At 68.2% G+C, this 22044-nt stretch carries 20 protein-coding genes; 15 read left to right on the top strand and 5 right to left on the bottom strand.

All coding sequences use genetic code 11. The annotated features are described in order from the left end of the window. The first annotated feature begins 155 nt into the window (after positions 1-155). On the top strand, positions 156-494 hold the full coding sequence (locus QE360_RS02095) for a biliverdin-producing heme oxygenase (RefSeq protein ID WP_309698936.1): 339 nt from the start codon (positions 156-158) through the stop codon (positions 492-494). Positions 495-673: 179 nt separating this feature from the next. On the opposite strand, the gene QE360_RS02090 is transcribed toward QE360_RS02095, so the two are convergent. Then, a complete protein-coding gene (locus tag QE360_RS02090; protein ID WP_309698934.1) occupies positions 674-2827 on the bottom strand; it encodes a histidine kinase dimerization/phosphoacceptor domain -containing protein in 2154 nt (717 codons plus the stop codon). Positions 2828-3007: 180 nt separating this feature from the next. Here QE360_RS02090 and QE360_RS02085 point away from each other — a divergent pair, with 180 nt between their 5' ends. From QE360_RS02085 to QE360_RS02065, 5 genes are all read left to right on the top strand, one after another. After that, positions 3008-4174 (top strand): acyl-CoA dehydrogenase family protein, encoded by a 1167-nt coding sequence (locus QE360_RS02085; RefSeq protein ID WP_309698931.1) that lies wholly within the window; start codon positions 3008-3010, stop codon positions 4172-4174. Between the two features lie 139 nt (positions 4175-4313). Next, positions 4314-5912 (top strand): carboxyl transferase domain-containing protein, encoded by a 1599-nt coding sequence (locus QE360_RS02080; RefSeq protein WP_405052552.1) that lies wholly within the window; start codon positions 4314-4316, stop codon positions 5910-5912. A gap of 5 nt (positions 5913-5917) precedes the next feature. Continuing rightward, positions 5918-6190: a barstar family protein gene (locus QE360_RS02075; protein WP_309698927.1), complete on the top strand. Its 273-nt coding sequence runs from the start codon at positions 5918-5920 to the stop codon at positions 6188-6190. Continuing rightward, a complete protein-coding gene (locus QE360_RS02070) occupies positions 6190-8043 on the top strand; it encodes an acetyl/propionyl/methylcrotonyl-CoA carboxylase subunit alpha (RefSeq protein ID WP_309698925.1) in 1854 nt (617 codons plus the stop codon). Before QE360_RS02075 ends, QE360_RS02070 begins: the two co-directional genes overlap by 1 nt. Further along, positions 8040-8489: a MaoC family dehydratase gene (locus QE360_RS02065; protein WP_309698923.1), complete on the top strand. Its 450-nt coding sequence runs from the start codon at positions 8040-8042 to the stop codon at positions 8487-8489. The genes QE360_RS02070 and QE360_RS02065 overlap by 4 nt, the downstream gene beginning before the upstream one ends. Positions 8490-8593: 104 nt before the next feature. On the opposite strand, the gene QE360_RS02060 is transcribed toward QE360_RS02065, so the two are convergent. Continuing rightward, on the bottom strand, positions 8594-10642 hold the full coding sequence (locus tag QE360_RS02060; RefSeq protein WP_309698921.1) for a TonB-dependent receptor domain-containing protein: 2049 nt from the start codon (positions 10640-10642) through the stop codon (positions 8594-8596). Positions 10643-10910: 268 nt separating this feature from the next. Here QE360_RS02060 and ccmC point away from each other — a divergent pair, with 268 nt between their 5' ends. The 6 genes from ccmC to QE360_RS02030 all read left to right on the top strand — a co-directional run bounded on the left by ccmC (position 10911) and on the right by QE360_RS02030 (position 15620). Further along, positions 10911-11636: a heme ABC transporter permease CcmC gene (gene ccmC / locus QE360_RS02055; RefSeq protein WP_309698919.1), complete on the top strand. Its 726-nt coding sequence runs from the start codon at positions 10911-10913 to the stop codon at positions 11634-11636. 97 nt (positions 11637-11733) lie between these two features. Then, positions 11734-12168: a cytochrome c maturation protein CcmE gene (ccmE, locus tag QE360_RS02050; RefSeq protein WP_309698917.1), complete on the top strand. Its 435-nt coding sequence runs from the start codon at positions 11734-11736 to the stop codon at positions 12166-12168. After that, a complete protein-coding gene (locus QE360_RS02045) occupies positions 12165-14099 on the top strand; it encodes a heme lyase CcmF/NrfE family subunit (protein ID WP_309698915.1) in 1935 nt (644 codons plus the stop codon). Before ccmE ends, QE360_RS02045 begins: the two co-directional genes overlap by 4 nt. Further along, positions 14096-14623, top strand: a complete 528-nt coding sequence (locus QE360_RS02040; RefSeq protein ID WP_307103276.1) for a redoxin family protein — start codon at positions 14096-14098, stop codon at positions 14621-14623. Before QE360_RS02045 ends, QE360_RS02040 begins: the two co-directional genes overlap by 4 nt. Then, positions 14620-14994, top strand: coding sequence for a cytochrome c-type biogenesis protein (locus QE360_RS02035; protein WP_309693221.1), 375 nt, complete (start codon positions 14620-14622; stop codon positions 14992-14994). The genes QE360_RS02040 and QE360_RS02035 overlap by 4 nt, the downstream gene beginning before the upstream one ends. After that, the gene (locus QE360_RS02030; protein ID WP_309698912.1) at positions 14958-15620 is read left to right on the top strand and encodes a hypothetical protein; all 663 of its coding nucleotides are present in this window, start codon (positions 14958-14960) and stop codon (positions 15618-15620) included. Before QE360_RS02035 ends, QE360_RS02030 begins: the two co-directional genes overlap by 37 nt. 4 nt (positions 15621-15624) lie before the next feature. On the opposite strand, the gene QE360_RS02025 is transcribed toward QE360_RS02030, so the two are convergent. Together QE360_RS02025 and ald are read right to left on the bottom strand one after the other, a co-directional pair. Further along, the gene (locus QE360_RS02025; protein WP_309698910.1) at positions 15625-15837 is read right to left on the bottom strand and encodes a DUF3072 domain-containing protein; all 213 of its coding nucleotides are present in this window, start codon (positions 15835-15837) and stop codon (positions 15625-15627) included. Positions 15838-16087: 250 nt separating this feature from the next. Then, the gene (ald, locus tag QE360_RS02020; protein WP_309698908.1) at positions 16088-17194 is read right to left on the bottom strand and encodes an alanine dehydrogenase; all 1107 of its coding nucleotides are present in this window, start codon (positions 17192-17194) and stop codon (positions 16088-16090) included. Between the two features lie 129 nt (positions 17195-17323). Between ald and QE360_RS02015 the strand changes: the two genes are divergently transcribed. From QE360_RS02015 to QE360_RS02005, 3 genes are all read left to right on the top strand, one after another. Next, a complete protein-coding gene (locus QE360_RS02015) occupies positions 17324-17767 on the top strand; it encodes an Lrp/AsnC family transcriptional regulator (protein WP_307103285.1) in 444 nt (147 codons plus the stop codon). A gap of 338 nt (positions 17768-18105) precedes the next feature. Continuing rightward, positions 18106-19779, top strand: a complete 1674-nt coding sequence (locus tag QE360_RS02010) for an amidohydrolase family protein (RefSeq protein WP_309698906.1) — start codon at positions 18106-18108, stop codon at positions 19777-19779. A 65-nt stretch (positions 19780-19844) separates the two neighbouring features. After that, the gene (locus QE360_RS02005; RefSeq protein WP_309698904.1) at positions 19845-20909 is read left to right on the top strand and encodes a choice-of-anchor A family protein; all 1065 of its coding nucleotides are present in this window, start codon (positions 19845-19847) and stop codon (positions 20907-20909) included. A gap of 430 nt (positions 20910-21339) precedes the next feature. Here the strand turns inward: QE360_RS02005 and ctrA are convergent, their stop codons facing one another. Then, on the bottom strand, positions 21340-22041 hold the full coding sequence (gene ctrA, locus QE360_RS02000) for a response regulator transcription factor CtrA (RefSeq protein WP_307103291.1): 702 nt from the start codon (positions 22039-22041) through the stop codon (positions 21340-21342). Positions 22042-22044 lie beyond the last annotated feature (3 nt).

The raw sequence follows: 22044 nt of genomic DNA, 5'->3' as shown, positions 1-22044 counted from the left end.
CGGAGGCGCTGCGCGCGCGCACCGCCTCCGCGCATGATGCGGTCGATACGGCTTATGGCGCGTATCGGCTGGACGATCGGGACAGCTACGCGGCCTTTCTGACCGCCCATGCCCGCGCTTTGCCGGCGGTCGAGGCGTGGTTGCAGGGGCAGGATGTGGCGTTCCCATGGCGGTCGCGGCGCGAGGCGTTGGCGGCCGACCTTGCGGCGCTGGGGCAGGAGATGCCCGAGCCGCTGCCTTTCGATCTGCCCGACGAGGAGGCGACCGGCTGGGGCGCGCTCTATGTCACCGAGGGCTCAAGGCTGGGCGGCGTGATGCTGGCCCGGCAGGTGGGGGAGGGCTTCCCCCGCGCCTATCTCGAATCGGGGTTCGGTTCGGGCGAGTGGCGGGCCTTTCGGCATGCGCTGGACGATGCGGCGGTGGACCCCGCGTGGATCGACCGTGCCGTGGCGGCGGCGGAACAGGTGTTCGGTCTGTATCGACGGGCGGCCTAAGAGGACTTCCACCGGGGCGTTCCCTCCGCTCCTGCTCGATTCCCCCCTCCGTTCAGCCTGAGCGAAGTCGAAGGCCACGCCCCTCCCATCGCCTCACTCTGCCTGGCGGGGTGGATTCTCTTGGCCTTCGACTTCGCTCAGGCTGAACGGGGAGTGGGGGCTGGCATTATTGCCGCCCCTCAATCCGCGATCGGGGCGATCACGATGGCGCGCAGGCCCGGCTGGTTGTCGGCATATTCGATCGTGCCCGACAGCCGCTGCATCATCGCCGTCATCATCCGGCTGCCGAAGCCGCGCCCGTCATCGTCGCCATGGCTGCGTCCGCGCCCTTCGTCCGCGACGACCAGGCGCAGGCGGTTGCCATATTGCTCCAGCGTGATCGTCACCGGCCCGGCCGCGCCGCCATAGGCATATTTGGTCGCGTTGATGATCAACTCGGTCGTCACCAGCCCCAGATTGACCGCCCGGTCGGTCGGCATCAGCGCGGGCGCCAGGTCGAGACGCATCATCGAGGCCCACTCCGCCCCCAGCGACTGTTTCATGTCGCCGACCAGTTCCTCCAGATAGCGCGCCAGATCGACCGTCTGGATCTGGTCGTCGCGGTACAGCCTGCGGTGGACCAGCGCGACCGCGGACAGCCGGGCTTGCGCCTCGGTCAGCTGCTCGCGGACCTGCGGGTCGTTGGTCGACCGCGCCTGGAGCGCCAGGAAGGACGAGACGAGCTGAAGGCTGTTCTGGACGCGGTGGTCCACCTCCTTCATCAGCACGTCCTTCTGGAGCAGGAGCGCGTCCTTGTCGTCCATCGTCCGCTGAAGCGCGGCGTTCAGCCCGCGCAGCCGGTTGTTCTGAAAGGCATCGTGCAGCGCGCGGCGCAGGCGATGTGCCGCCTCCATCTCCTCCAGCGTCCAGCGGCGCGACCGGCCGCACACCGTCTCGCTCCAGCTGGCGAAGGAGGCGCGCGGGGTCAGCGTCTCGTCGGGCGACAGGCCGACCGACTTGTGCGGATTGCCCGCCCATTCGATCTCCTCGACCTGTTCGGGACGGAACCACAACAGGGTCACCCCGCCATCGACCAGCGGCAGCACCAGCATCCCACTGGCGGTCGCGGCGAGCGCCTTGGCGTCGGGCGACACGCTGCCCAGCTCATGCGTCGCATAAAGCTCGCCGCCGGTGCGCGCGGTCGCCCAGCGCGCCAGCTCGATCATCGCCAGCGGCGGCGGGCAGACGCCATGGCTCTGCACCTTGCCGCCCTCGACCATGGCAAAGCCGGTCGCGCCCAGCATCGCCATCAGTTCGGGCATCATCCGCGCGACGGCGGTCGAAATCTCGCCCAATCCGGTGATGCGCGGCAGGATCGCATCCTCGTCCGCGCGCAGGCGCAGCCGCTCACGATAGAGCTCGGCCTCTTCCCGCGCGCGAATCTGGCGGGCCAGTCCACCCGCCAGCGCGGCGGCGGCGGCGCGCAACTCGCAGGACAGGCGACGCGGGCTGTGATGGTGGCAGGCGATCATCCCCCATAACAGCCCGTCCTTGACGATCGAGATCGAGGCGGAGGCCGCGACCCCCATATTCCTCAGATAGCGGACATGGATGGGCGACACGCTGCGCAGGCCGACATCGCTGAGGTCCACCGTCTCGAACCCGGCGGGGCGCAGCGGGGCGGGGACATAATCCACATCGGGAATGCTGCGCGTCCGGTTGCGGATATACAGCGCGCGCGCCTGTTTGGGGATGTCCGAGGCGGGGAAATGATGGTTCAGGAAGGAATGAAGCTCGGGCGTACGGGACTCCGCCACGACCTGCCCCGAATCCTCGTCCATGAAGCGATAGAGCATGACCCGGTCGAACCCGGTCAGCGTGCGAAAAAGCGTCGCCGCCCGCTCGTAAAGCATCGGCAGATCGCCCGCCCGCTCGAAACTGGTTGCCGCCGCGTCCAGCCAGTTCAGCGGACTGCCGCCGCCCCAGGGGGTGTCGGCGATCCCCGGCTCCAGTTCGACCAGCAGCAGATGGTCGGGCGTGCGATGGACGACCGCGGTGAAGATTTCGGAAAGGCCATGGACCGGGCGCACCGCCGACACCGATCCCATGACGGAGGGCATCGCGCCGACGATCTGCGCCACCTCATCCCCGACCAGTGCGGCGATCGGCTGGCCGAGCCAGTCGGGCGCCAGCCGCTCCTCGATCGCACCGGCTCCGGCGACGACGCACAGCGTATCGGCCGCCACGACCAGCAACAGGCCGTGGGGTTGGATGGCGCCTGGAATGTGAATGGGTTCCCGATCGCAAGCCGTGATATCCTGGCCAGGGTCGGTTGCGATGGTACGGGTGGCCATCAGGGTCGGGCTTTCCTCTCTTCCCTGCCACATGCCGGGTTACTGACCCCTTTGCAAATGGTTGAGCACGGCAATCGATCCCTTATCGCGACACCTAATCTCGTTTTGGAACAATCATTGCGCGGTCGGGTAATATCCGGTTAAAGCCACGCAACGGACATCAGATCCGCTGGAGAGGACATGATCGACGATTTCGACTTCGCGCTCGGCGAGAGCGCGGACATGATTCGTGAGGCGACGCGCCGCTTCGCCACCGACCGGATCGCCCCGCTGGCCGCGCGCATGGACGCGGAGGACTGGTTCCCGCGCGACATCTGGCCCGAAATGGGTGCGCTGGGTCTGCACGGCATCACCGTCGACGAAGTCGATGGCGGGCTGGGTCTGGGCTATCTGGAGCATGTCGTCGCGATCGAGGAAGTGTCGCGCGCCTCGGCATCGCTCGGACTGTCCTATGGCGCGCATTCCAATCTGTGCGTCAACCAGATCCGCCGCTGGGGCGGCCCAGAACAGAAGGCGAAATACCTGCCCGGCCTGATCTCCGGCGAGCATGTCGGCAGCCTGGCCATGTCGGAAGTGTCGGCCGGGTCGGACGTCGTCTCGATGAAGCTGCGGGCCGTGAAGGCCGATGGCGGCTGGGTGCTGAACGGCACCAAATTCTGGATCACCAACGCGCCCTATGCCGACACTTTGGTCGTCTATGCCAAGACGGGCGAGGGCAGCCGGGGCATCACCGCCTTCCTGATCGAGAAAGCCATGTCCGGCTTCGCGATCGGGCAGAAGATCGACAAGATGGGCATGCGCGGCAGCCCGACCGCCGAGCTGGTCTTCAGCGACTGTTTCGTGTCGGACGCGCAGGTGATGGGGCCGATGAATGGCGGCGTCGGCGTGCTGATGAGCGGGCTCGACTATGAACGCGCGGTGCTGGCGGGGATTCAGCTGGGCATCATGCAGGCGTGCCTCGACGTGGTCGTGCCCTATGTCCGCGAGCGGCGCCAGTTCGGCCGGGCGATCGGCGAGTTCCAGCTGATCCAGGCCAAGGTCGCCGACATGTATGTCGCGCTCAATTCGGCGCGGGCCTATGTCTATGCGGTGGCGCGGAGTTGCGATGCCGGACGGACGACGCGCTTCGACGCGGCGGGCGCGATCCTGCTGGCGAGCGAAAATGCGGTGAAAGTGGCCATGGAGGCGATCCAGGCGCTGGGCGGGGCGGGCTATACCAAGGACTGGCCGGTCGAACGCTTCGCGCGCGATGCCAAGCTGCTCGACATCGGCGCAGGCACTAACGAAATCCGCCGGATGCTGATCGGCCGCGAACTGATCGGCAAGCTCGAAAAGGTGGTGCAATGACGGCAATCGCAATCCTCCCTGCGCCTTGCGCGGGGAGGGGGACCGCTTGCGAAGCGAGTGCTGGAGGGGCTGGAGGGGCTTGCCCCTCCACCACCGCTTCGCGGCGGTCCCCCTCCCCATCGAAGATGGGGAGGATGTGATGGGGGCTATTCTTTCCACACGGGTCGCCCGTGACGATGCGGCGTTCCGCGCCAACGCCGACCATAACCGCGCGCTGGCCGAGCGTCTCCGTGCCGATGTGGCCAAGGCTGCTCTTGGCGGGAGTGAAACCGCCCGCGAACGCCATGTCGCGCGCGGCAAGCTGCTGCCGCGCGATCGCGTCGAACAGCTGCTCGACGCGGGCGCGCCCTTCCTGGAAATCGGCCAGCTTGCCGCCAATGGACTGTACGAAGACGCCGTGCCCGGCGCAGGCGTGATCGCGGGCATCGGCCGGGTGCATGGCCGGCAGGTGATGATCGTCGCCAACGACGCGACGGTGAAGGGCGGCACCTATTATCCGCTGACGGTCAAGAAGCACCTCCGCGCGCAGGAGATCGCGCTGGAGAACCGGCTGCCCTGCATCTATCTGGTCGACAGCGGCGGCGCGAACCTGCCGCACCAGGCCGAGGTGTTTCCTGACCGCGATCATTTCGGCCGCATCTTCTTCAACCAGGCGCAGATGTCGGCGGCGGGCATCCCTCAGATCGCCTGCGTCATGGGCAGCTGTACGGCGGGCGGCGCCTATGTTCCCGCCATGTCGGACGAGACCGTGATCGTGCGCGGGCAGGGGACGATCTTCTTGGCCGGACCGCCGCTGGTGAAGGCGGCGACGGGCGAGGTCATCTCGGCCGAGGAACTGGGCGGCGCGGACACCCATGGGCGCAAGTCGGGCGTGGTCGACCATGTCGCGCAGGATGACGACCATGCCCTGTCGATCGTCCGCGACATCGTCGCGACGCTGCCGCCGCCGATGCTGCCCGACATCAACCTGGCCGAGCCGGATGCGCCGCTTTATCCGGCCGAGGAGCTGTACGGCCTGATCCCCCAGGACGTGCGGGCGCCCTATGACGTGCATGAGGTCATCGCCCGGCTGGTCGACGGATCGCGCTTCCACGAGTTCAAGGCGTTGTACGGTGCCAGCCTGGTCTGCGGCTTCGCCCACATCCATGGCAAGCCGGTTGCGATCCTGGCGAATAACGGCGTTCTGTTCTCGGAGAGTGCGCAGAAGGGCGCGCATTTCATCGAGCTGGCCTGCCAGCGGCGTATCCCCTTGCTGTTCCTGCAGAATATCTCCGGCTTCATGGTCGGCGGCCGTTACGAGGCGGAAGGAATCGCCAAACATGGCGCCAAGTTGGTGACGGCGGTGGCGACCGCGCAGGTGCCCAAGATCACCGTGCTGATCGGCGGCAGCTTCGGCGCGGGCAATTACGGCATGTGCGGGCGCGCCTATTCCCCGCGCTTCCTGTTCACCTGGCCCAATGCGCGGATCAGCGTGATGGGCGGCGAACAGGCGGCGAGCGTGCTGGCAACGGTCCACCGCGATGCCGAAAGCTGGACGCCGGACGAGGCGGAGGCGTTCAAGGCCCCCATCCGCCAGCGTTACGAGGACGAAGGCAATCCCTGGTACGCGACCGCGCGGCTGTGGGATGACGGGATCATCGATCCGGCGCAGACGCGCGATATGTTGGGCTTGGCGCTGGAGGCGTGCCTGAACGCGCCGATCGCGGAGGCGCCCCGCTTCGGGGTGTTCCGGATGTGATGCCGATGGACCTGGCCATCGACGGCGCGACCCTGGTGGACGAGGCCGATTTCCATGCCCGCATCCGCGAGGCATCGGGCGTCACATGGTATGGCGGTAACCTGGACGCGCTGTTCGATCTGCTGGTCGCGGTCGTCGATCCACCGATCAGCTTGTCTATCACCAACGCCGCCGCCGCGCGAAAGGTGATCGGTGAGCGTTTCGATCGCATCCTGACCGTGATCTTCGACGCGATCGCCGAACGCCCGGGTGCCATCATGTTCAAGCTGGAATCCTGATGATGAACAGCCTCCTCATCGCCAATCGCGGCGAGATCGCCTGCCGCATCATCCGCACGGCGCGCGACATGGGTCTGCGCACCATCGCGGTCTACTCCGAAGCGGATGCGCGGGCGCTCCACGTCCGGCTCGCCGACGAAGCCGTCGCCATCGGCCCCGCCCCGGCGCGCGAAAGCTATCTGGACGCCGACCGCATCCTCGCCGCCGCGCGCGAGAGCGGGGCGGAGGCGATCCATCCCGGCTACGGCTTCCTGTCCGAAAATGCCGAGTTTGCCGAGAAGGTGATCGCCGCCGGCCTGGTCTGGGTCGGCCCCGATCCCGACAGCATCCGTGCCATGGGCCTGAAGGACGCCGCCAAGGCGCGGATGATCGCCGCCGGGGTGCCCGTCACCCCCGGCTATCTGGGGGAGGATCAGTCGCCCGACCGCCTTGCCGCCGAGGCCGACGCGATCGGCTATCCCGTGCTCATCAAGGCGGTGGCGGGCGGCGGCGGCAAGGGGATGCGCCGGGTCGACGACTCCGCCGGTTTTGCCGAGGCGCTGGCTTCCTGCCGTCGCGAGGCGTCGTCGTCGTTCGGCGACGACCGGGTGCTGATCGAGAAATATATCCTCTCGCCGCGCCATATCGAGGTGCAGGTCTTTGGCGACCGCCATGGGCAGGTCGTTCATCTGTTCGAGCGCGACTGTTCGCTGCAACGCCGCCACCAGAAAGTGATCGAGGAAGCCCCCGCGCCCGGCATGGACGACGCCACCCGGCAAGCCGTCTGCGCCGCCGCGGTCCGCGCCGCGCAGGCGGTGGACTATGTGGGGGCGGGCACGATCGAGTTCATCGCCGACGCCTCCGAAGGGCTGCGTGCCGACCGGGTGTGGTTCATGGAGATGAACACCCGCCTCCAGGTCGAGCATCCCGTGACCGAAGCGATCACCGGCGTCGATCTGGTCGAATGGCAGCTGCGCGTCGCAGCGGGCCAGCCCTTGCCGATGACGCAGGGCGATCTCTCGATCCAGGGTCATGCCATCGAAGCGCGGCTCTATGCCGAGGACCCGGCCAAGGGTTTCCTGCCCGCGATCGGCACGCTGGAGGTGTTCGACCTGGGCGACGACCCCGCGATCCGCATCGACACCGGCGTCGAGCAAGGCGCGGAGATCACCCCCTGGTACGACCCGATGATCGCCAAGGTCATCGCGCATGGCGACACCCGCGAGGAGGCGCGCGAGGCGCTGGCCGATGCGCTGGACGAGGCGGTGATCTGGCCGGTGCGCACCAATGCGGGCTTTCTGGTCCAGACGCTCGACCATGTCGACTTCGCGGGCGGCCGGGTCGATACCGGCCTGATCGCGCGCGAGGGCGAGGCGCTGATGCCGCCGCCCGAGCCGTCCGAGGAAGCGCTGGCCGAAGCCGCCGCCGCGCTGATCGGGCAGGACGAACTGACCGGCTTCCGCCTCAATGCCGCGCCCCGGCGAAGCGCGCGCTTCCTGCTCGACGGGCGGCCGATCACCGTCGATTTCAGCGAGGTGGGCGATGTGCCCCCGGCGCCGACCGATCAGGTGCTGATCTCGGAGGGCGGGCAAAGCTGGTCCTTCACCCGCTGGCGCGCCGATGGGCTGGCGGCGGGCGGGGCGGGGGATGGCGCGATCCTGTCGCCCATGCCCGGCCGGATCATCGCGGTCGCGGCGACCGAGGGACAGGCAGTGACGACGGGCCAGCCGCTCGTCACGCTGGAGGCGATGAAGATGGAGCATGTCCTGACCGCGCCCTTCGACGGCATCGTCACCGACCTGAAGGCCCAGGCTGGCGGGCAGGTGGCAGAGGGCATTGCGCTGGTTCGCATCGTCGCGGAGGATGCGGCATGAGCGGGCGCTTCTTCGAGGACTGGACCATCGGCGACCGGATCGACCATCCGATCCGCCGCACCGTGACCGAGACGGACAATCTCCTCTTCTCGACCATGACGCACAATCCGCAACCGCTGCACATCGATGCGGAAGCCGCACGGGCCAGCGAGTTCGGGCAGATCCTCGTCAACGGCACCTTCACCTTCTCGCTGATGGTCGGGCTGTCGGTGGGGGAGACGACGCTGGGGACGCTGGTCGCCAATCTCGGCTATGACGAACTGGTCATGCCCGCGCCGGTCTTCCTGGGCGACACGCTGCGCGCGACGAGCGAGGTGACGGCGCTTCGGGCAAGCAAGTCGCGGCCGGGCGCGGGGCTGGTGACGTTCCGGCACGAGGCGTGGAACCAGCGCGACGAGGTGGTGTGCCGGTGCCTGCGGACGGCGCTGGTGAAGAAGCGGGGATAGGGGCGAAGGCCCTTCGACTTCGCTCAGGGCGAACGGGGTTCAGTACCACCCTCCGTTCAGCCTGAGCGAAGTCGAAGGCCAAGGCCAAGGCCAAGGCCAAGGGATTACAACCGCGTTCGAACCCCGATCCACAAGGTGCGCGGCGTCGCCCGCTCGATCAGCCCCGCGCCGCTATACGCCGCCTCGACCCGCGCATCGGCCAGGTTTTCCGCCCGCGCCTCGATCAGCCAGCCGCGCGTGACCGGCACCGCGGCATAGGCGTCCAGCGTCGTCGCGGGGGCCAGCGACCGGACATTCTGGTCGTCCTCGAACTGGCGTCCGACATGCCGCACCGTCCCGCTGAGCGCCGCGCCGCGATGCGCGACCGCCAGCGTCGTCGAGAGCTGGTCGCGCGGAGTCTGGGCCGGACGCAAGCCATCCAGCGGCGCGGCAAGCCCCGATGCCTCGACCCTGGCATCGACGTGCGACCAGGAGGCGCGGGCGCTGACCGGCCCCGAGGACGCATTGGCCTCCAGCTCGAACCCTTGCGACCGGATCGCGTCGAGATTCTGCCGCATCCGGTACACGCCGTTCGCGGCGACGAAGCCGACGCCGGGAAAGGTCCCCGGCCCGCGCCCCATCGTCACATTGGCGATCGCATCGGTTAGGCGGTTGAGGAAATAGGTGCCCGACAGGCGCACGCCCGCCAGTGGCGTCAGGTCGAACCCACCCTCGATACCCTCGACATGTTCGGGGTTCAGCGCGGCATTGGCGGCGGTGGCGTCGGCACCCGCCCGGAACGGCCGGTAGAGTTCGTTGAGCGTCGGCAGGCGCCAGCCGCGATAGGCCGCCGCGCGCAGCGTCACGGGCTCGCCCGGCCGCAGCGCCACGCCCAGCCGCCCGGTGAACTCCTGCCCCGAACGGTCGGGAAAATCGCTGTCGGTCAGCACCGCGCCGGTCGCCAGCGCATTCTCGTCCAGCCGCCCGTTGCGGATGCGCCAGTCATCCACCCGCGCGGCGGCGGTGAGGGTCAGCGCTCCCGCCTCGACGCTGCCATCGGCGAACAGCCCCATGGTCCGCGTCGCACCGCCCGCCTCCCGCCGCCGGGTGGGGAGGCCCGCGACATAGGTGTAAAGCTCCTGCGTCCGTCCGCTCGTATCGCGAATGTCCCCGCCCAGCCGCAGCGTCACGGCCTCGCCCAACGGCGGGGAGACCTCCAGCCGGCCGCCCAGTCCGGTGGCGGGCACATTATACTGGTCGAGCGTCAGCGTCGCTGTGGTCCGCGCGGCGTTCACGCTGGCATAGCGCGAGGCGAATTGCCGCGTCTGGACATAGCCGAGCGCCGACCAGCCCCAGGCGCCGCGTCCGACCAGCCGGACGCTGGCATCCGCCCCGTCCGAGCGATTGTCGGTAAAGTCGGTGCCCCGATCGCGCGCATCGTGAAACGCCGCCAGCGTCATCTGCAACTCGGTCGAGGGCGCGATCCCGACGACGCCGCGCACCGCCCCCGAATATTGCTCATACGGGGCGGGGCGGTCGACCGGCCCCCGCTGCCCCTCGACAATGGGGGTGAAGCCATCGCCGCGTGCATAGGCCCCCGATAATGTCAGGAACCCATCGCCCCGCACCAGCGACGCCGCCCCTTGCGCATCGATCGAATCCCGGCTGCCATAGGACAGCGCCAGATCGAGCGGGGACAGCTGGTCGGGGGTGGCGCTGTCCATCTCGATCGTGCCCGCCAGCGCGCCGGGGCCCCAATATCCCGACCCGCCGCCGCGCGTGACCCGGATGCGCCCCAGCCGCCCGGTGGCATAGGCCGGGAACACCACCCAGCCGCCGAACGGATCGGCCTGCGGCACCCCGTCGAGGACGAGGAGCGCCCGGCTGGAGGCGTTGCCGCCCAGTCCGCGCAGCGTGATGCCCTGCGACGTCGGATGCGCCGAGCGGCTGTCCGATCGCCGGAACTGCTGGAGCCCCGCGACATCGGCCAGGACGTTCTCCAGCCGCTGCGAGGCGTTCTGCGTGATCCGGTCGCGGTCGATCGTCACCACATCCAGCGCGCGGTCGCCCGGCTGGTCGCTCAGGCCCCGGCCGGTGACGATGATGTCGGGTTCGGTGGTTTGCGCGGGGAGGGTGGTGGGGGCGAGCGCGAGGGCGAGCAGAAGAACGGGCATGGTGAAGTGAGGGTCCCCTTTGCTCCCCTTGATAGGGATGCTGCGATGGGAAGACGAATCAGGGCGGGAAGAGGTCCCGACTTCCATGAGTCTCACGCCCCTCCCGCAGGCGGGAGGGGATGGGGGAGGGCAAGCCACGGGCGACGCACTCTGCGAGACACCATGCCCTCCCCAAACCCCTCCCGCCTGCGGGAGGGGCTTAAGATGGAATGGGTTGGCCGGAAACACGGATGACGCGCCGGAAAAACCCGCTTACAGTCCTGTCATCGTGGCCACCCTGCACACCCTTGCGAACCCCGCGCGCTTCCTGAAGATCGCCCGTCCGCTCACCGGGATTTTCCTGGGGCTGGGCGTCGTGCTGATCGCGATCGCGGTCTGGGCGGGACTGACCCAGACGCCGCCCGATTATCTTCAGGGCGAGACGGTGCGCATCCTCTATATCCATGTCCCCGCCGCCTGGCTGGGCATGGGTGGGTGGAGCGGGATCGCGGTGGCCAGCCTGTCGCTCCTGGTCTGGCGGCATCCGCTGGCGCAGGTCGCCGCGCGCGCCATCGCTTGGCCGGGGGCGGTGTTCGCGGCGCTGTGCCTGGCGACCGGGTCGATCTGGGGGCGGCCGACCTGGGGGACATGGTGGCAATGGGACGGGCGGCTGACCTCGATGCTGCTGCTGCTGTTCGTCTATCTGGGCTATATCGCATTGGCGCGGGCCGATGCCGATCGCGGCGGGGACGGGCGGATTCCGGCGCTTTACGGTTTGGCGGGCACCGCGCTGCTGCCGGTGATCCGGTACTCGGTGGTGTGGTGGAACACGCTGCACCAGGGCCAGTCGATCGGGCTGACCGGCTCCAGTATCGACGGGTCACTGCTCTGGCCTTTGCCCATCGCGCTGGGCGGCTTCACCTTTCTGTTCGCCGCGATCGTGCTGATGCGGATGCGGACCCTGCTCGCGCAGGCCAAGGCCGAGGCGCGGATGCGGCGGATGGCGCGCGCATGAGCCAGTGGGCATTCGTCGCGGCGGCCTATGCGGTCATGCTGGGGGGCGCGGCCACACTGACGCTGGTCAGCTATCTGGCGATGAAGCGCGCCGAGAAATGACGCCCAAATCGCAACGTCTCACGCTGGCGCTGCTGGCGCTGGCCGCGATCGTCGCAGCGGTGCTGCTCGCCATGTCCGCGATGAAGGACCAGGCCGCGTTCTTCTACACCCCCTCCGACGCGCAGAGGCAGGGCCTGCCGCTCGGCCGCGCGGTGCGGCTGGGCGGGATGGTCGAGGCGGGCTCGGTCCGCCGTGCGCCCGACGGGGTGACGGTCCGCTTCGTCGTGACCGACGGCAAGGCGACGACGCCCGTGACCTTCGCCGGGATCACTCCCGACCTGTTCCGCGAGAAATCGGGCGTGGTCGCCGAGGGGCAGTTCCAGCCCGATGGCCGCTTCATCGCGACCAATTTGCTCGCCAAGCATGACGAGAAATATATGCCCCCCGAAATGGCGGGCAAGCTGCACGAGAGCCGGAGCCTGAAACCGTGATCGCGGAAGGCGGCCTCGCCGCGCTCTGGCTCGCCGCGATGCTGGCGGGGTTGCAGTTGCTGCTCGGCGTCCTCGCGCTGCGACGCAAGGATGCGGCGGGCGAGCAGGCCATGGCCGCGATCGGGCCGGTCGCGATCGTGCAGGGGGCGCTGGTCGCGATCGCCATGGCGGCGCTGATCGCGGTGTTCGTCGGCACCGACCTGTCGGTCAAGCTGGTCGCCGAGAACAGCCATTCGGCCAAGCCCTGGATCTACAAATTCGCCGGTGCCTGGGGCAATCACGAAGGCTCGATGCTGCTCTGGGTCACGATCCTGGGCGCGGGCGGTGCGCTGGTCGCGTGGAAGGAACGCGCGCTCGACCGGGCGACGCATGTCGCGACGCTGGCCGCGCAGGGCGTGATCGCGCTGGGCTTCTATGCCTTCCTGCTGTTCGCCTCCAACCCGTTTGCGCGGCTGAACCCGGCGGCGGTCGAGGGGCAGGGGCTCAACCCGCTGTTGCAGGACCCCGGCCTCGCCTTTCACCCGCCGACGCTTTATGCAGGCTATGTCGGGCTGTCGGTCGCCTTTTCCTTTGCCGTTGGCGCGCTGGTGACGGGGCAGGTCGGGCCGGTCTTCGCGCGCGCGATGCGGCCCTGGGTGCTGGGCGCCTGGGTGCTGCTGACCATCGGGATCACGGCGGGGTCCTACTGGGCCTACTACGAGCTGGGTTGGGGCGGCTGGTGGTTCTGGGACCCGGTCGAGAATGCCTCGTTGATGCCGTGGCTGGCGGCGACCGCGCTCCTTCATTCAGTCAATGTGCTGGCGGCACGTGACGGGCTTCGCGCCTGGACGGTGATGCTGGCGGTGGTCGCCTTTTCCATGTCGATGATCGGCACCTTCCTGGTCCGGTCGGGCATATTGACCAGCGTCCACGCCTTTGCCGTCGATCCCCGGCGCGGGGCGTTCATCCTGGGGCTGCTGGGTCTTTATATCGGCGGCGCGCTGGCGCTGTTCGGGGCGCGGATCGGGCAGGCGCGCGCGGGCCGCAGCTTCGCCTTTGTCAGCCGCGAAGGCGGGCTGGTCGTCAACAACCTGTTGCTGTCGGTGATCCTGGGCATCGTGCTGATCGGCACGCTCTATCCGCTGGTCGCGGCCGGGTTCGGGGTGCGGCTGTCGGTCGGGCCGCCCTTCTTCCAGGCCGCCGCCGGGCCGATCGCGCTGGCGCTGGTCGCCGTCATGGCGGTCGGGCCTGCCTTGCGCTGGCGGAGCGACGTGGCCGAGGCGGTGCTGATCCGCATGTTGTGGCCGATGGTCGCGGCGGCGGGGACCTTTGCGCTGCTGCTGACGCTGGCGGGGCGCATGAGCATCCTGTCGCTGCTCGGCCTGTCCTTCGGCATCGGGCTGATCGTCGCCAGCGTCCTGCCGGTCACCCGGCGCAACTGGCGGCGCACGCCTCTGCCGATCTGGGGCATGGTCGTCGCGCATGTCGGTATGGGGGTGAGCATGGTCGGCATGGCGTGCGACAGCGCCTTCACCGCCGAGCGGCTTGTCGCGCTCTATCCAGGGCAGGCGACGATCGTCGGGCCGTGGCGGGTACAGCTGGACCGCATCTATCCCAATGTCGGGCCGAACTGGTCGGCGCTGGAGGCGCGGCTGACCGCGACGCGCGACGGCGACGGCGCCACGCTGCGCCCGCAACAGCGTTTCTTCACCGACCCGCCGACCACCACCAGCGAGAGCGCGATCGCGACCCGCTGGGACGGACAGCTCTATACCGTGCTGGGGCAGCAGGATGCGGCGACCGGCCGCTGGCAGTTGCGGCTGTGGTGGAAGCCGTTCGTGACGCTGATCTGGCTGGGCGGCGTGCTGATCGCGCTGGGCGGCGCGCTGGCGCTCGGCGGGCGCTGGTTCAAGGGCTGGCAGCAGCGGCGGCGCGAGGCGCTCTGGGGATGAAGCGCTGGCTGATCTGGGTGCCGCTGGCGGGTTTTGCGATCCTGTTCGTCGTCGTGGCGAGCGGGCTTATGCGGCCGTCCGACACCACCGTCCGTTCGACCCTGGTCGACAAGCCGCTGCCGGACTTTCGTCTCGACCCGATGGTGCCGGGCAAGCCGGGGGTGGCGAGCGCCGATTTCGGCAAGGGGCAGCCGCGCCTGCTCAATGTCTTTGCCAGCTGGTGCATCCCCTGCATCGCCGAGGCGCCGCAGCTGATGGCGCTGAAGGCGAAGGGCGTGCCGATCGACGCGATCGCGATCCATGACAAGGGCCCGGCCATCGCCGATTTCCTGCGGCGCAACGGCGATCCCTATGCCGCGATCGGCGACGATGCGCATAGCCGGGTGCAGATGTCGCTCGGCTCGTCGGGCGTGCCGGAGACGTTCCTGATCGACGCGCGGGGCCGGATCGTGCGCCAATATATCGGGGATATCCGCGCCGATCAGGTCGACCGGATCGTCCGCGACGTGGCGGCGGCGCGATGAGCCTGTTCCTCGCCTTGGCGCTGAGCGGCGCGGCCGTGGTCGATTACGGCAACACCCAGCTGGCCGATCCCCGCGCCGAGGCGCAGGCGCGCGCGCTGATGGGCGAGCTGCGCTGCGTCGTGTGCCAGGGCCAGTCGATCGCCGACAGCGATGCCGACATGGCTGCCGACATGCGCGCGCTGGTCCGCCAGCGTATCGCGAAGGGCGAAAGTCCGGCGGCGATCCGCCGGTGGCTGATCGAGCGGTATGGCGATTATGTCAGCTACGACCCGCCGCTGTCCGGGGCGACCGCGCTCTTGTGGGCGACGCCCCTGCTGTTGCTGGTCGCCGGGGCGTGGATCGCGCGCGGCAGCTTTCGGAGGCGGCGCTGATGGGCTGGCTGGCGCTTCTGGTGCTGATGGGCGGCGCGCTGGCACTGGCGTGGCGGTTGGGCCTGCCCCGGCCGCTGTGGACGATGCTGGGCGCGGCGCTGGCGCTGGGCGGGGTGGGCTATGCCTGGCAGGGGCGGCCGATGCTGGCGGCGAGCGCGCCCGCGCCCCGGCCCGATCCGTTGCTCGACAATGACGCGCTGGTCGAGCTGCGCGGCCAGCTGATGGGGCGTTATGGCGGCGAGGCGGCGATGTTCACCGCCGCCGACGCGCTGGCGCGCTCGGGCGACAAGCGGACCGCGGTGCGGATCATGCTCGCCGCCGTGGGGGGGAACCCGCGCAGCGTCCCCTATTGGACCGAGCTGGGCAATGTCCTGTTCGCGCATGACGGCTATCAGATGTCGCCTGCCGCACGCTTCGCCTTCCGCCGCGCGCGGACGCTGGGGCCTGGCGATCCGGCGCCCTTCTTCTTCGAGGGGCTGGCCTGGATGCGGGCGGGGGACTTTGCCAAGGCGCGTGTCCGGTGGCGACGCGCCTTGGCGCTGACCCCCGCCGATGCACCTTATCGCGACGCCATCGCGCAGCGGGTCATGCTGCTCGACCAGGCGATGACGATGATGGGGCAATAGGGGCTTATTTGCCCCGGCCGGTCTTTTCCTGAAGCGCGTCGATCCGCTTGGAGGCGTCGGCCTTGCTCAGCGTGTCGTCAAAGTCTTCGCCCGCCTCTTCGGACAGGGTCTTCAGGTAGCTGGCCTGCGCGCCGGTCATCGGCTCGTCGCCGGTGGTCCAGTCATCGGGGTCCTTCTCGGCATTGGAGAAGGGTTCGGATTTTGGATTATCGGTCATGGGTTGATCCTTTCGACGGGATCAACGGCGATGTTCTGTTTGCGTTCCGCTTGGCTGCGTTCACGCGAAGGGACTGGTCGACTTTGTGGCCGACGGCGGAACGTGCGCTTCGACTTCGCTCAGCGTGAACGGAGCGGGGGAGGCGATAATTGCAAAGCGCCCGTTCAGCCTGAGCGAAGTCGAAGGCCACGGACCAACCTTGCGGCCAGGTCCGTGGCGTGCGCTTCGACTTCGCTCAGCGCGAACGGCTTTAGCCCGCCCAAGCCTCGAACGGCAGGTCGAGCGCCTCGGCGACCGCCGCGTGGCGGATCTTGCCGCCCGAGACGTTCAGGCCCGCCGCCAGATGCGCGTCGGCCTTCATCGCGGCCTCGGCACCCATGTTCGCCAGCTTGACGGCGAAGGGCAGGGTGGCATTGTTGAGCGCGAAGGTCGAGGTGCGGGCGACCGCGCCGGGCATGTTGGCGACGCAGTAATGGATCACGCCGTCGACCTCGAACACCGGGTCCTGATGAGTGGTGGCATGGCTGGTCTCGAAGCAGCCGCCCTGGTCGATCGCGATGTCGACCATCACCGATCCGCGCTTCATCGTCTTCAGCATGTCGCGGGTGACCAGCTTGGGCGCCGCCGCACCGGGGACCAGCACCGCGCCGATGACGAGGTGGGCATTCTTCACCGCCGCCGCGATCGCCGCCTTGGAGGCATAGGCGGTCTTGATCTGGCTGGAGAAGAACATGTCCAGCTCGGCCAGACGATCGTTGTTGATGTCATAGATGGTGACGTCGGCGCGCAGACCTACGGCCATCTGCGCCGCGTTCACGCCCGAGACACCGCCGCCCAGGATCGCGACCTTGGCCGGTGCCACGCCCGGCACGCCGCCGAGCAGGATGCCACGGCCGCCCTGCTGCTTTTCGAGATAATGCGCGCCGACCTGCACCGCCATGCGGCCCGCGACTTCCGACATCGGCTTCAGGAGGGGCACGCCGCCGCGGGGGCTGGTGACGGTCTCATAGGCGATGCAGGTCGCGCCCGACTTCATCAGGCCTTCGGCCTGCGGCTTGTCGGCGGCGAGGTGGAGATAGGTGAACAGGACATGGTGCGGGCGCAGCATCGCGACCTCGACCGCCTGCGGCTCCTTGACCTTCACGATCATCTCGGCCTGGTCGAACACCTCGGCCGCAGTGGCGACGATGCGCGCGCCCGCGTCGACATAGTCCTGGTCCTCGAAGTCGATGCCGCTGCCGGCCTTGGTCTCGACGATCACCTCATGACCGGCCGCGACCAGCTCGGCGACCGAGGGCGGGGTCAGGCCGACGCGATATTCGTGGTTCTTGATTTCCTTGGGGACACCGACGCGCATGACGAACTCTCCTGAAAAGGCGTTGTCCCGATAATAGCGCCGATCAGGCGGGAGAGGTGTGCAAAGCCGTCCCGGAGGATCGTATAAAATGGGATTTCCTTGCGTGCAGGGCGGGTGTAGCGGGATGGAATGTCCGACGCGATCGACCGCCGCATCCTGGCCCAGCTGGCCCGCGATTCCGACCTGACCAGCGCCGCGCTGGGGGAGAAGGTCGGGCTGTCCGCCAGCGCGGCGCATCGCCGGGTGGCGCAGCTGCGGGAAAGCGGGGTGATCTGCGGCTATCGCGCGATCCTGAGCCATGAGGCGCGGGGGCGGCCCTCCACGGTGATGGTCAATGTCACGCTCAAGGACCAGCGCCAGGATACCATGGCCGCGTTCGAGCGCGAGATCCTGCGCTGTCCCGAGATCGTCGAATGTTTCCTGATGAGCGGCGAGGCGGACTACATGATCCAGGTCGAGGTCCGCCGCGACGACAGCTATGAGCGGATCCACCGCGAGACGCTGGCGCGATTGCCGGGGGTGACGCGGCTGGCCTCGCACTTCGTGATCCGCGAGGTGGTGCGGCGATCCTAGGATTGATCGACGTTCAGCGATGCCTTTCCGTCCCTCGCCCCTCGTAGAGGGGAGAGGGTTGCGCAGACTTGGTCTTTGCGAAAGCAAAGGCTTAGTCGGAGCTGGGTGAGGGGTGGGCGCTCGCGAAGCGAGCGCGCGAGCCTTTGGGCTCGCTCAACCCCTCACCCAAGCTGCGCTAGCCAGCAGGCTGGCAAGCTTCGCTAACCCTCTCCCCTGTCCAAGGGAGAGGGGGAAGAAGACGCAATCGTGAATGGCGACCCGCCCTAAAAATCCTCCCCGTGCCGGGCAGGATCGAACCGTGCTTCCCACCCCTCGAATCTCCCGATAGGGATCGGCCCATGGCACAGTTTGCTTTCACGTCCCCCATCCTCCGCGCCGCGCTTGCGACCTTGGCGATCGCGCTGACCCCCGCCGCCGCCTTTGCCGATGGGCTGGTCGACAATGTCACGGGGCTGACGCTGGGCAAGGACGGCAAGGTGGTGCGCTTCACCGGCCTGCTGATGAGCCCGGACGGCAAGGTGACGAAGCTGTTGTCGGCCAAGGATAAGCGCCCCGAAAAGCTCGACTGGCGCGCCGACATGAAGGGGCGGGTGCTGATCCCCGGCTTCGTCGATTCGCATGGCCATGTGATGGGGCTGGGCTTTCGCCTGCTCGAACTCGATCTCGCCCCTACCAAGTCGCTGGATGAGGCCAAGGCGCGGATCGCGGCCTATGCGGCGGCCAATCCCGATCGCAAATGGGTGATGGGCGGCGGCTGGAACCAGGAGGCCTGGGGGCTGGGCCGCTTCCCCACCTCCGCCGATCTCGACGCGGTAGTGCCCGACCGCGCGGTCATCATGGAGCGTGCCGACGGCCACGCGCTCTGGGCCAACAGCGCGGCGATGAAGGCGGCGGGGATCACCGCCAAGACCGTCTCGCCCCCCGGCGGTCGGATCGAGAAGGTCGGCGGCCAGCCATCGGGCGTGTTCGTCGACGCGGCGATGGCGCTGATCCAGAAGGTGGTGCCGCAGCCGCTCGCCAAGGATCGCAACGCCGCCTTCCTGAAGGCGCAGAACGACCTGCTGTCGCATGGCATCACCGCGACAGCCGACATGGGCACGACGCTGGACGAATGGATGACCTATCGCCGGATGGGCGATGCGGGCAATCTGCGCGTCCGCATCATGAGCTATGGCGGCGGGATCGAGGACACGGTGCGGATCGGCGGCACCGGGCCGACCCAGTGGTTGTACAACAACCGGCTGCGGCTGGTCGGGGTCAAGCTGTACGGCGACGGCGCTCTGGGATCGCGCGGCGCCTGGCTGAAACAGCCCTATGCCGATGCGCCGGGCCAGACCGGGCTCGGCTTCATGACCGACGACGTCATCCGCAACCTGATGAGCCGCGCGGCGATGGACAAGTATCAGGTCGCGGTCCACGCGATCGGCGACAAGGCCAATGCGCAGGTGCTCGACGCGATCGACGAGCTGGCCGAGACCTATAAGGGCGACCGGCGCTGGCGGATCGAACATGCGCAGGTGGTCGATCCCGCCGACCTGCCGCGCTTCGGCCGCCACGGCATCATCGCCTCGATGCAGCCGGTGCACGAGACCAGCGACCGCCAGATGGCCGAGGCGCGGCTGGGCCCATCGCGGCTGTCGGGGGCCTATGCGTGGAACACCATGCTGAAGAACGGCGCGACCCTGGTCTTCGGGTCCGACTATCCGGTCGAGAGCCCCGATCCCTTTGCGGGCTGGGCGGCGGCGATCACCCGGCAGGGGGCGGACGGCCAGCCCTATGGCGGGTGGCAGCCGCAGGAGATCATCGGGCGTGAGGCGGCATGGCGCGCCTTCACCATGGACGGCGCCTATGCGGGCTTTGCCGAGGATCTGTTCGGGCGGCTGGGCGTGGGCCAGCAGGCGGACTTCGTGATCGTCGACCGCAACCCGCTGGACGCCAACCCCAGCGAACTGCGCGCGACCCAGGTCGAGGAGACGTGGATCGGCGGCCAGAAGGTGTGGGAGCGGCGCTGATCCATCCCGGATCGGGACGCGGATCGATAATGATTTGGCAGGGCTTCGGGGCGTATCCTGGGCGCATGAAACATCGTCTGCTCGTCGCGGGTCTGGTCCTGGCCGCCCTACCATCGCTTGCGGTCGCGTCGCCGGTCGTGGGGATCGACGCGCTCAAGCAGTGGAATCTGATTGTGCTGGGCGACCTGACCTCCAGTTCGGAGGTGGAGGGGCGGACCTTTGTCGGCGGCAATCTCAGTGGCAATTCGTCCAACTACCAGATCCGCACGGTGGCCGCGTCCGACTATGCGCTGCCCGGCCTGACCGTGGTCGGCGACGTGCTGGGCGGCACCAAGAATCTGAACAACGGGTCGGGGGCGCTGGTCGGCGGCAATGTCCAGAGCGGCTTCAACCTGAACGGCGGCATCCAGACGGTGAAGGTCGGCGGCCTCCTGTCCAACACAAACATCAACCAGAATATCGTCCAGGCGGGGCTGGGCACCAGCGATCCCGGCTTCGTCGCGGGGTTGAACCAGCAGAAGACGCTGCTGGCGAGCAGCATGACCGATTTGTCGAACAGCTATGCCGGGCTGGCGGCGACCGGGCAGGTGGCGATCAGCGGCAACCGCGCGACCTTCAACGCGGTGGTGGGCGCCAATGGCGTGGGCGTGTTCAACCTGACCGCCGCCGACCTCTCGCGCTTCGGCGAGATCGCGTTCAACACCAATGGCGCCGATACGGTGATCGTCAATGTCAGCGGATCGTCGATCCGGCTGGACGATAATTTCCTGGGCGGCGCGACGGGGTTGGGCGAGCATGTCATCTGGAACTTCCCCGAGGCGACCAGCCTGGAACTGACGACCGCGTGGAAGGGCTCGGTCCTGGCGCCCAAGGCGGCGGCGGTAACGGGCAATTATATCGAGGGCTCGGCCGTGTTCGGCAGCCTGATCCAGAACGGCGAATTCCATCTGGGCACCTATATCGGTACCTATTCGCCGCCCGCACCCAATCCGCCGAGCAGCTCGGGCGGCGGGACGGGCAGCAGCGGCGGATCGCCCGCGCCGGTGCCGGAGCCCGCCAGCCTGTTGCTGATGGCCGGGGGACTGGGCCTGTTGGCGATGGTGATGCGGCGGCGGCGCGCATCGGCCTGACGGCGGGTGCATCGCGTGGCCTTAGGGCCGATCGCCATTCAGCGATGCCTTTCTGTCCCTCGCCCCTCGCAGAGGGGAGAGGGTTGCGCAGACTTGGCCTTTGCGAGAGCAAAGGCTTAGTCGGAGCTGGGTGAGGGGTGGGCGCGCGCAGCGCGCGAGCCTTTGGGCTCGCTCAACCCCTCACCCAAGCTGCGCTAGCCAGCAGGCTGGCAAGCTTCGCTAACCCTCTCCCCTGTCCAGGGGAGAGGGGAGAAGGCGCAATCCTAAATGTTGATCCGACCTCGACTGCGCTCACGCCGAACGGGGGTTTGATGCATCCCCTCACGCCGCTTAGCCTGAGCGAAGTCGAAGGCCACGCGACACCCAGGCAACGAAAAAGGCCGGTCCGCCCCCGCGAACCGGCCTTTTTGCATTTCCGAAACCGGGGCGATCAGGCGACGGCGGCCTGTTCGCCCTCGTCGGGCTCGCGCAGCACATAGCCGCGGCCCCAGACCGTCTCGATATAATTCTCGCCCTCGCAGGCCAGGCTCAGCTTCTTGCGCAGCTTGCAGATGAAGACGTCGATGATCTTCAGCTCGGGCTCGTCCATGCCGCCATAGAGATGGTTCAGGAACATCTCCTTGGTCAGCGTCGTGCCCTTGCGGAGCGACAGCAGCTCCAGCATCGCATATTCCTTGCCGGTCAGGTGGACGCGGGCGCTGTCGACCTCGACCGTCTTGGCGTCGAGATTGACCGCCAGCTTGCCGGTGCGGATGATCGACTGCGAATGGCCCTTGGAGCGGCGGACCACGGCGTGGATGCGCGCGATCAGTTCCTCGCGGTGGAACGGCTTGGTGACGTAATCGTCCGCGCCGAAGCCGAAGCTGCGCACCTTCGAGTCCATCTCGTTGATGCCGGAAAGGATCAGGACCGGGGTCGAGACACGGGCGACGCGCAGCCGCTTCAGCACGTCATAGCCGTGCATGTCGGGCAGGTTCAGGTCGAGCAGGATGATGTCGTAATCATACAGCTTGCCGAGATCGAGGCCTTCTTCGCCCAGATCGGTGGTATAGACGTTGAAGCCTTCGCTGCCGAGCATGAGCTCGATCGCCTTGGCGGTCGTCGGTTCGTCCTCGATCAGCAATACGCGCATCGA

This window comes from Sphingomonas sp. SORGH_AS_0789, assembly GCF_031453055.1.
Lineage (GTDB): Bacteria > Pseudomonadota > Alphaproteobacteria > Sphingomonadales > Sphingomonadaceae > Sphingomonas.
This window is presented reverse-complemented; position numbering and strand designations above follow the sequence as displayed.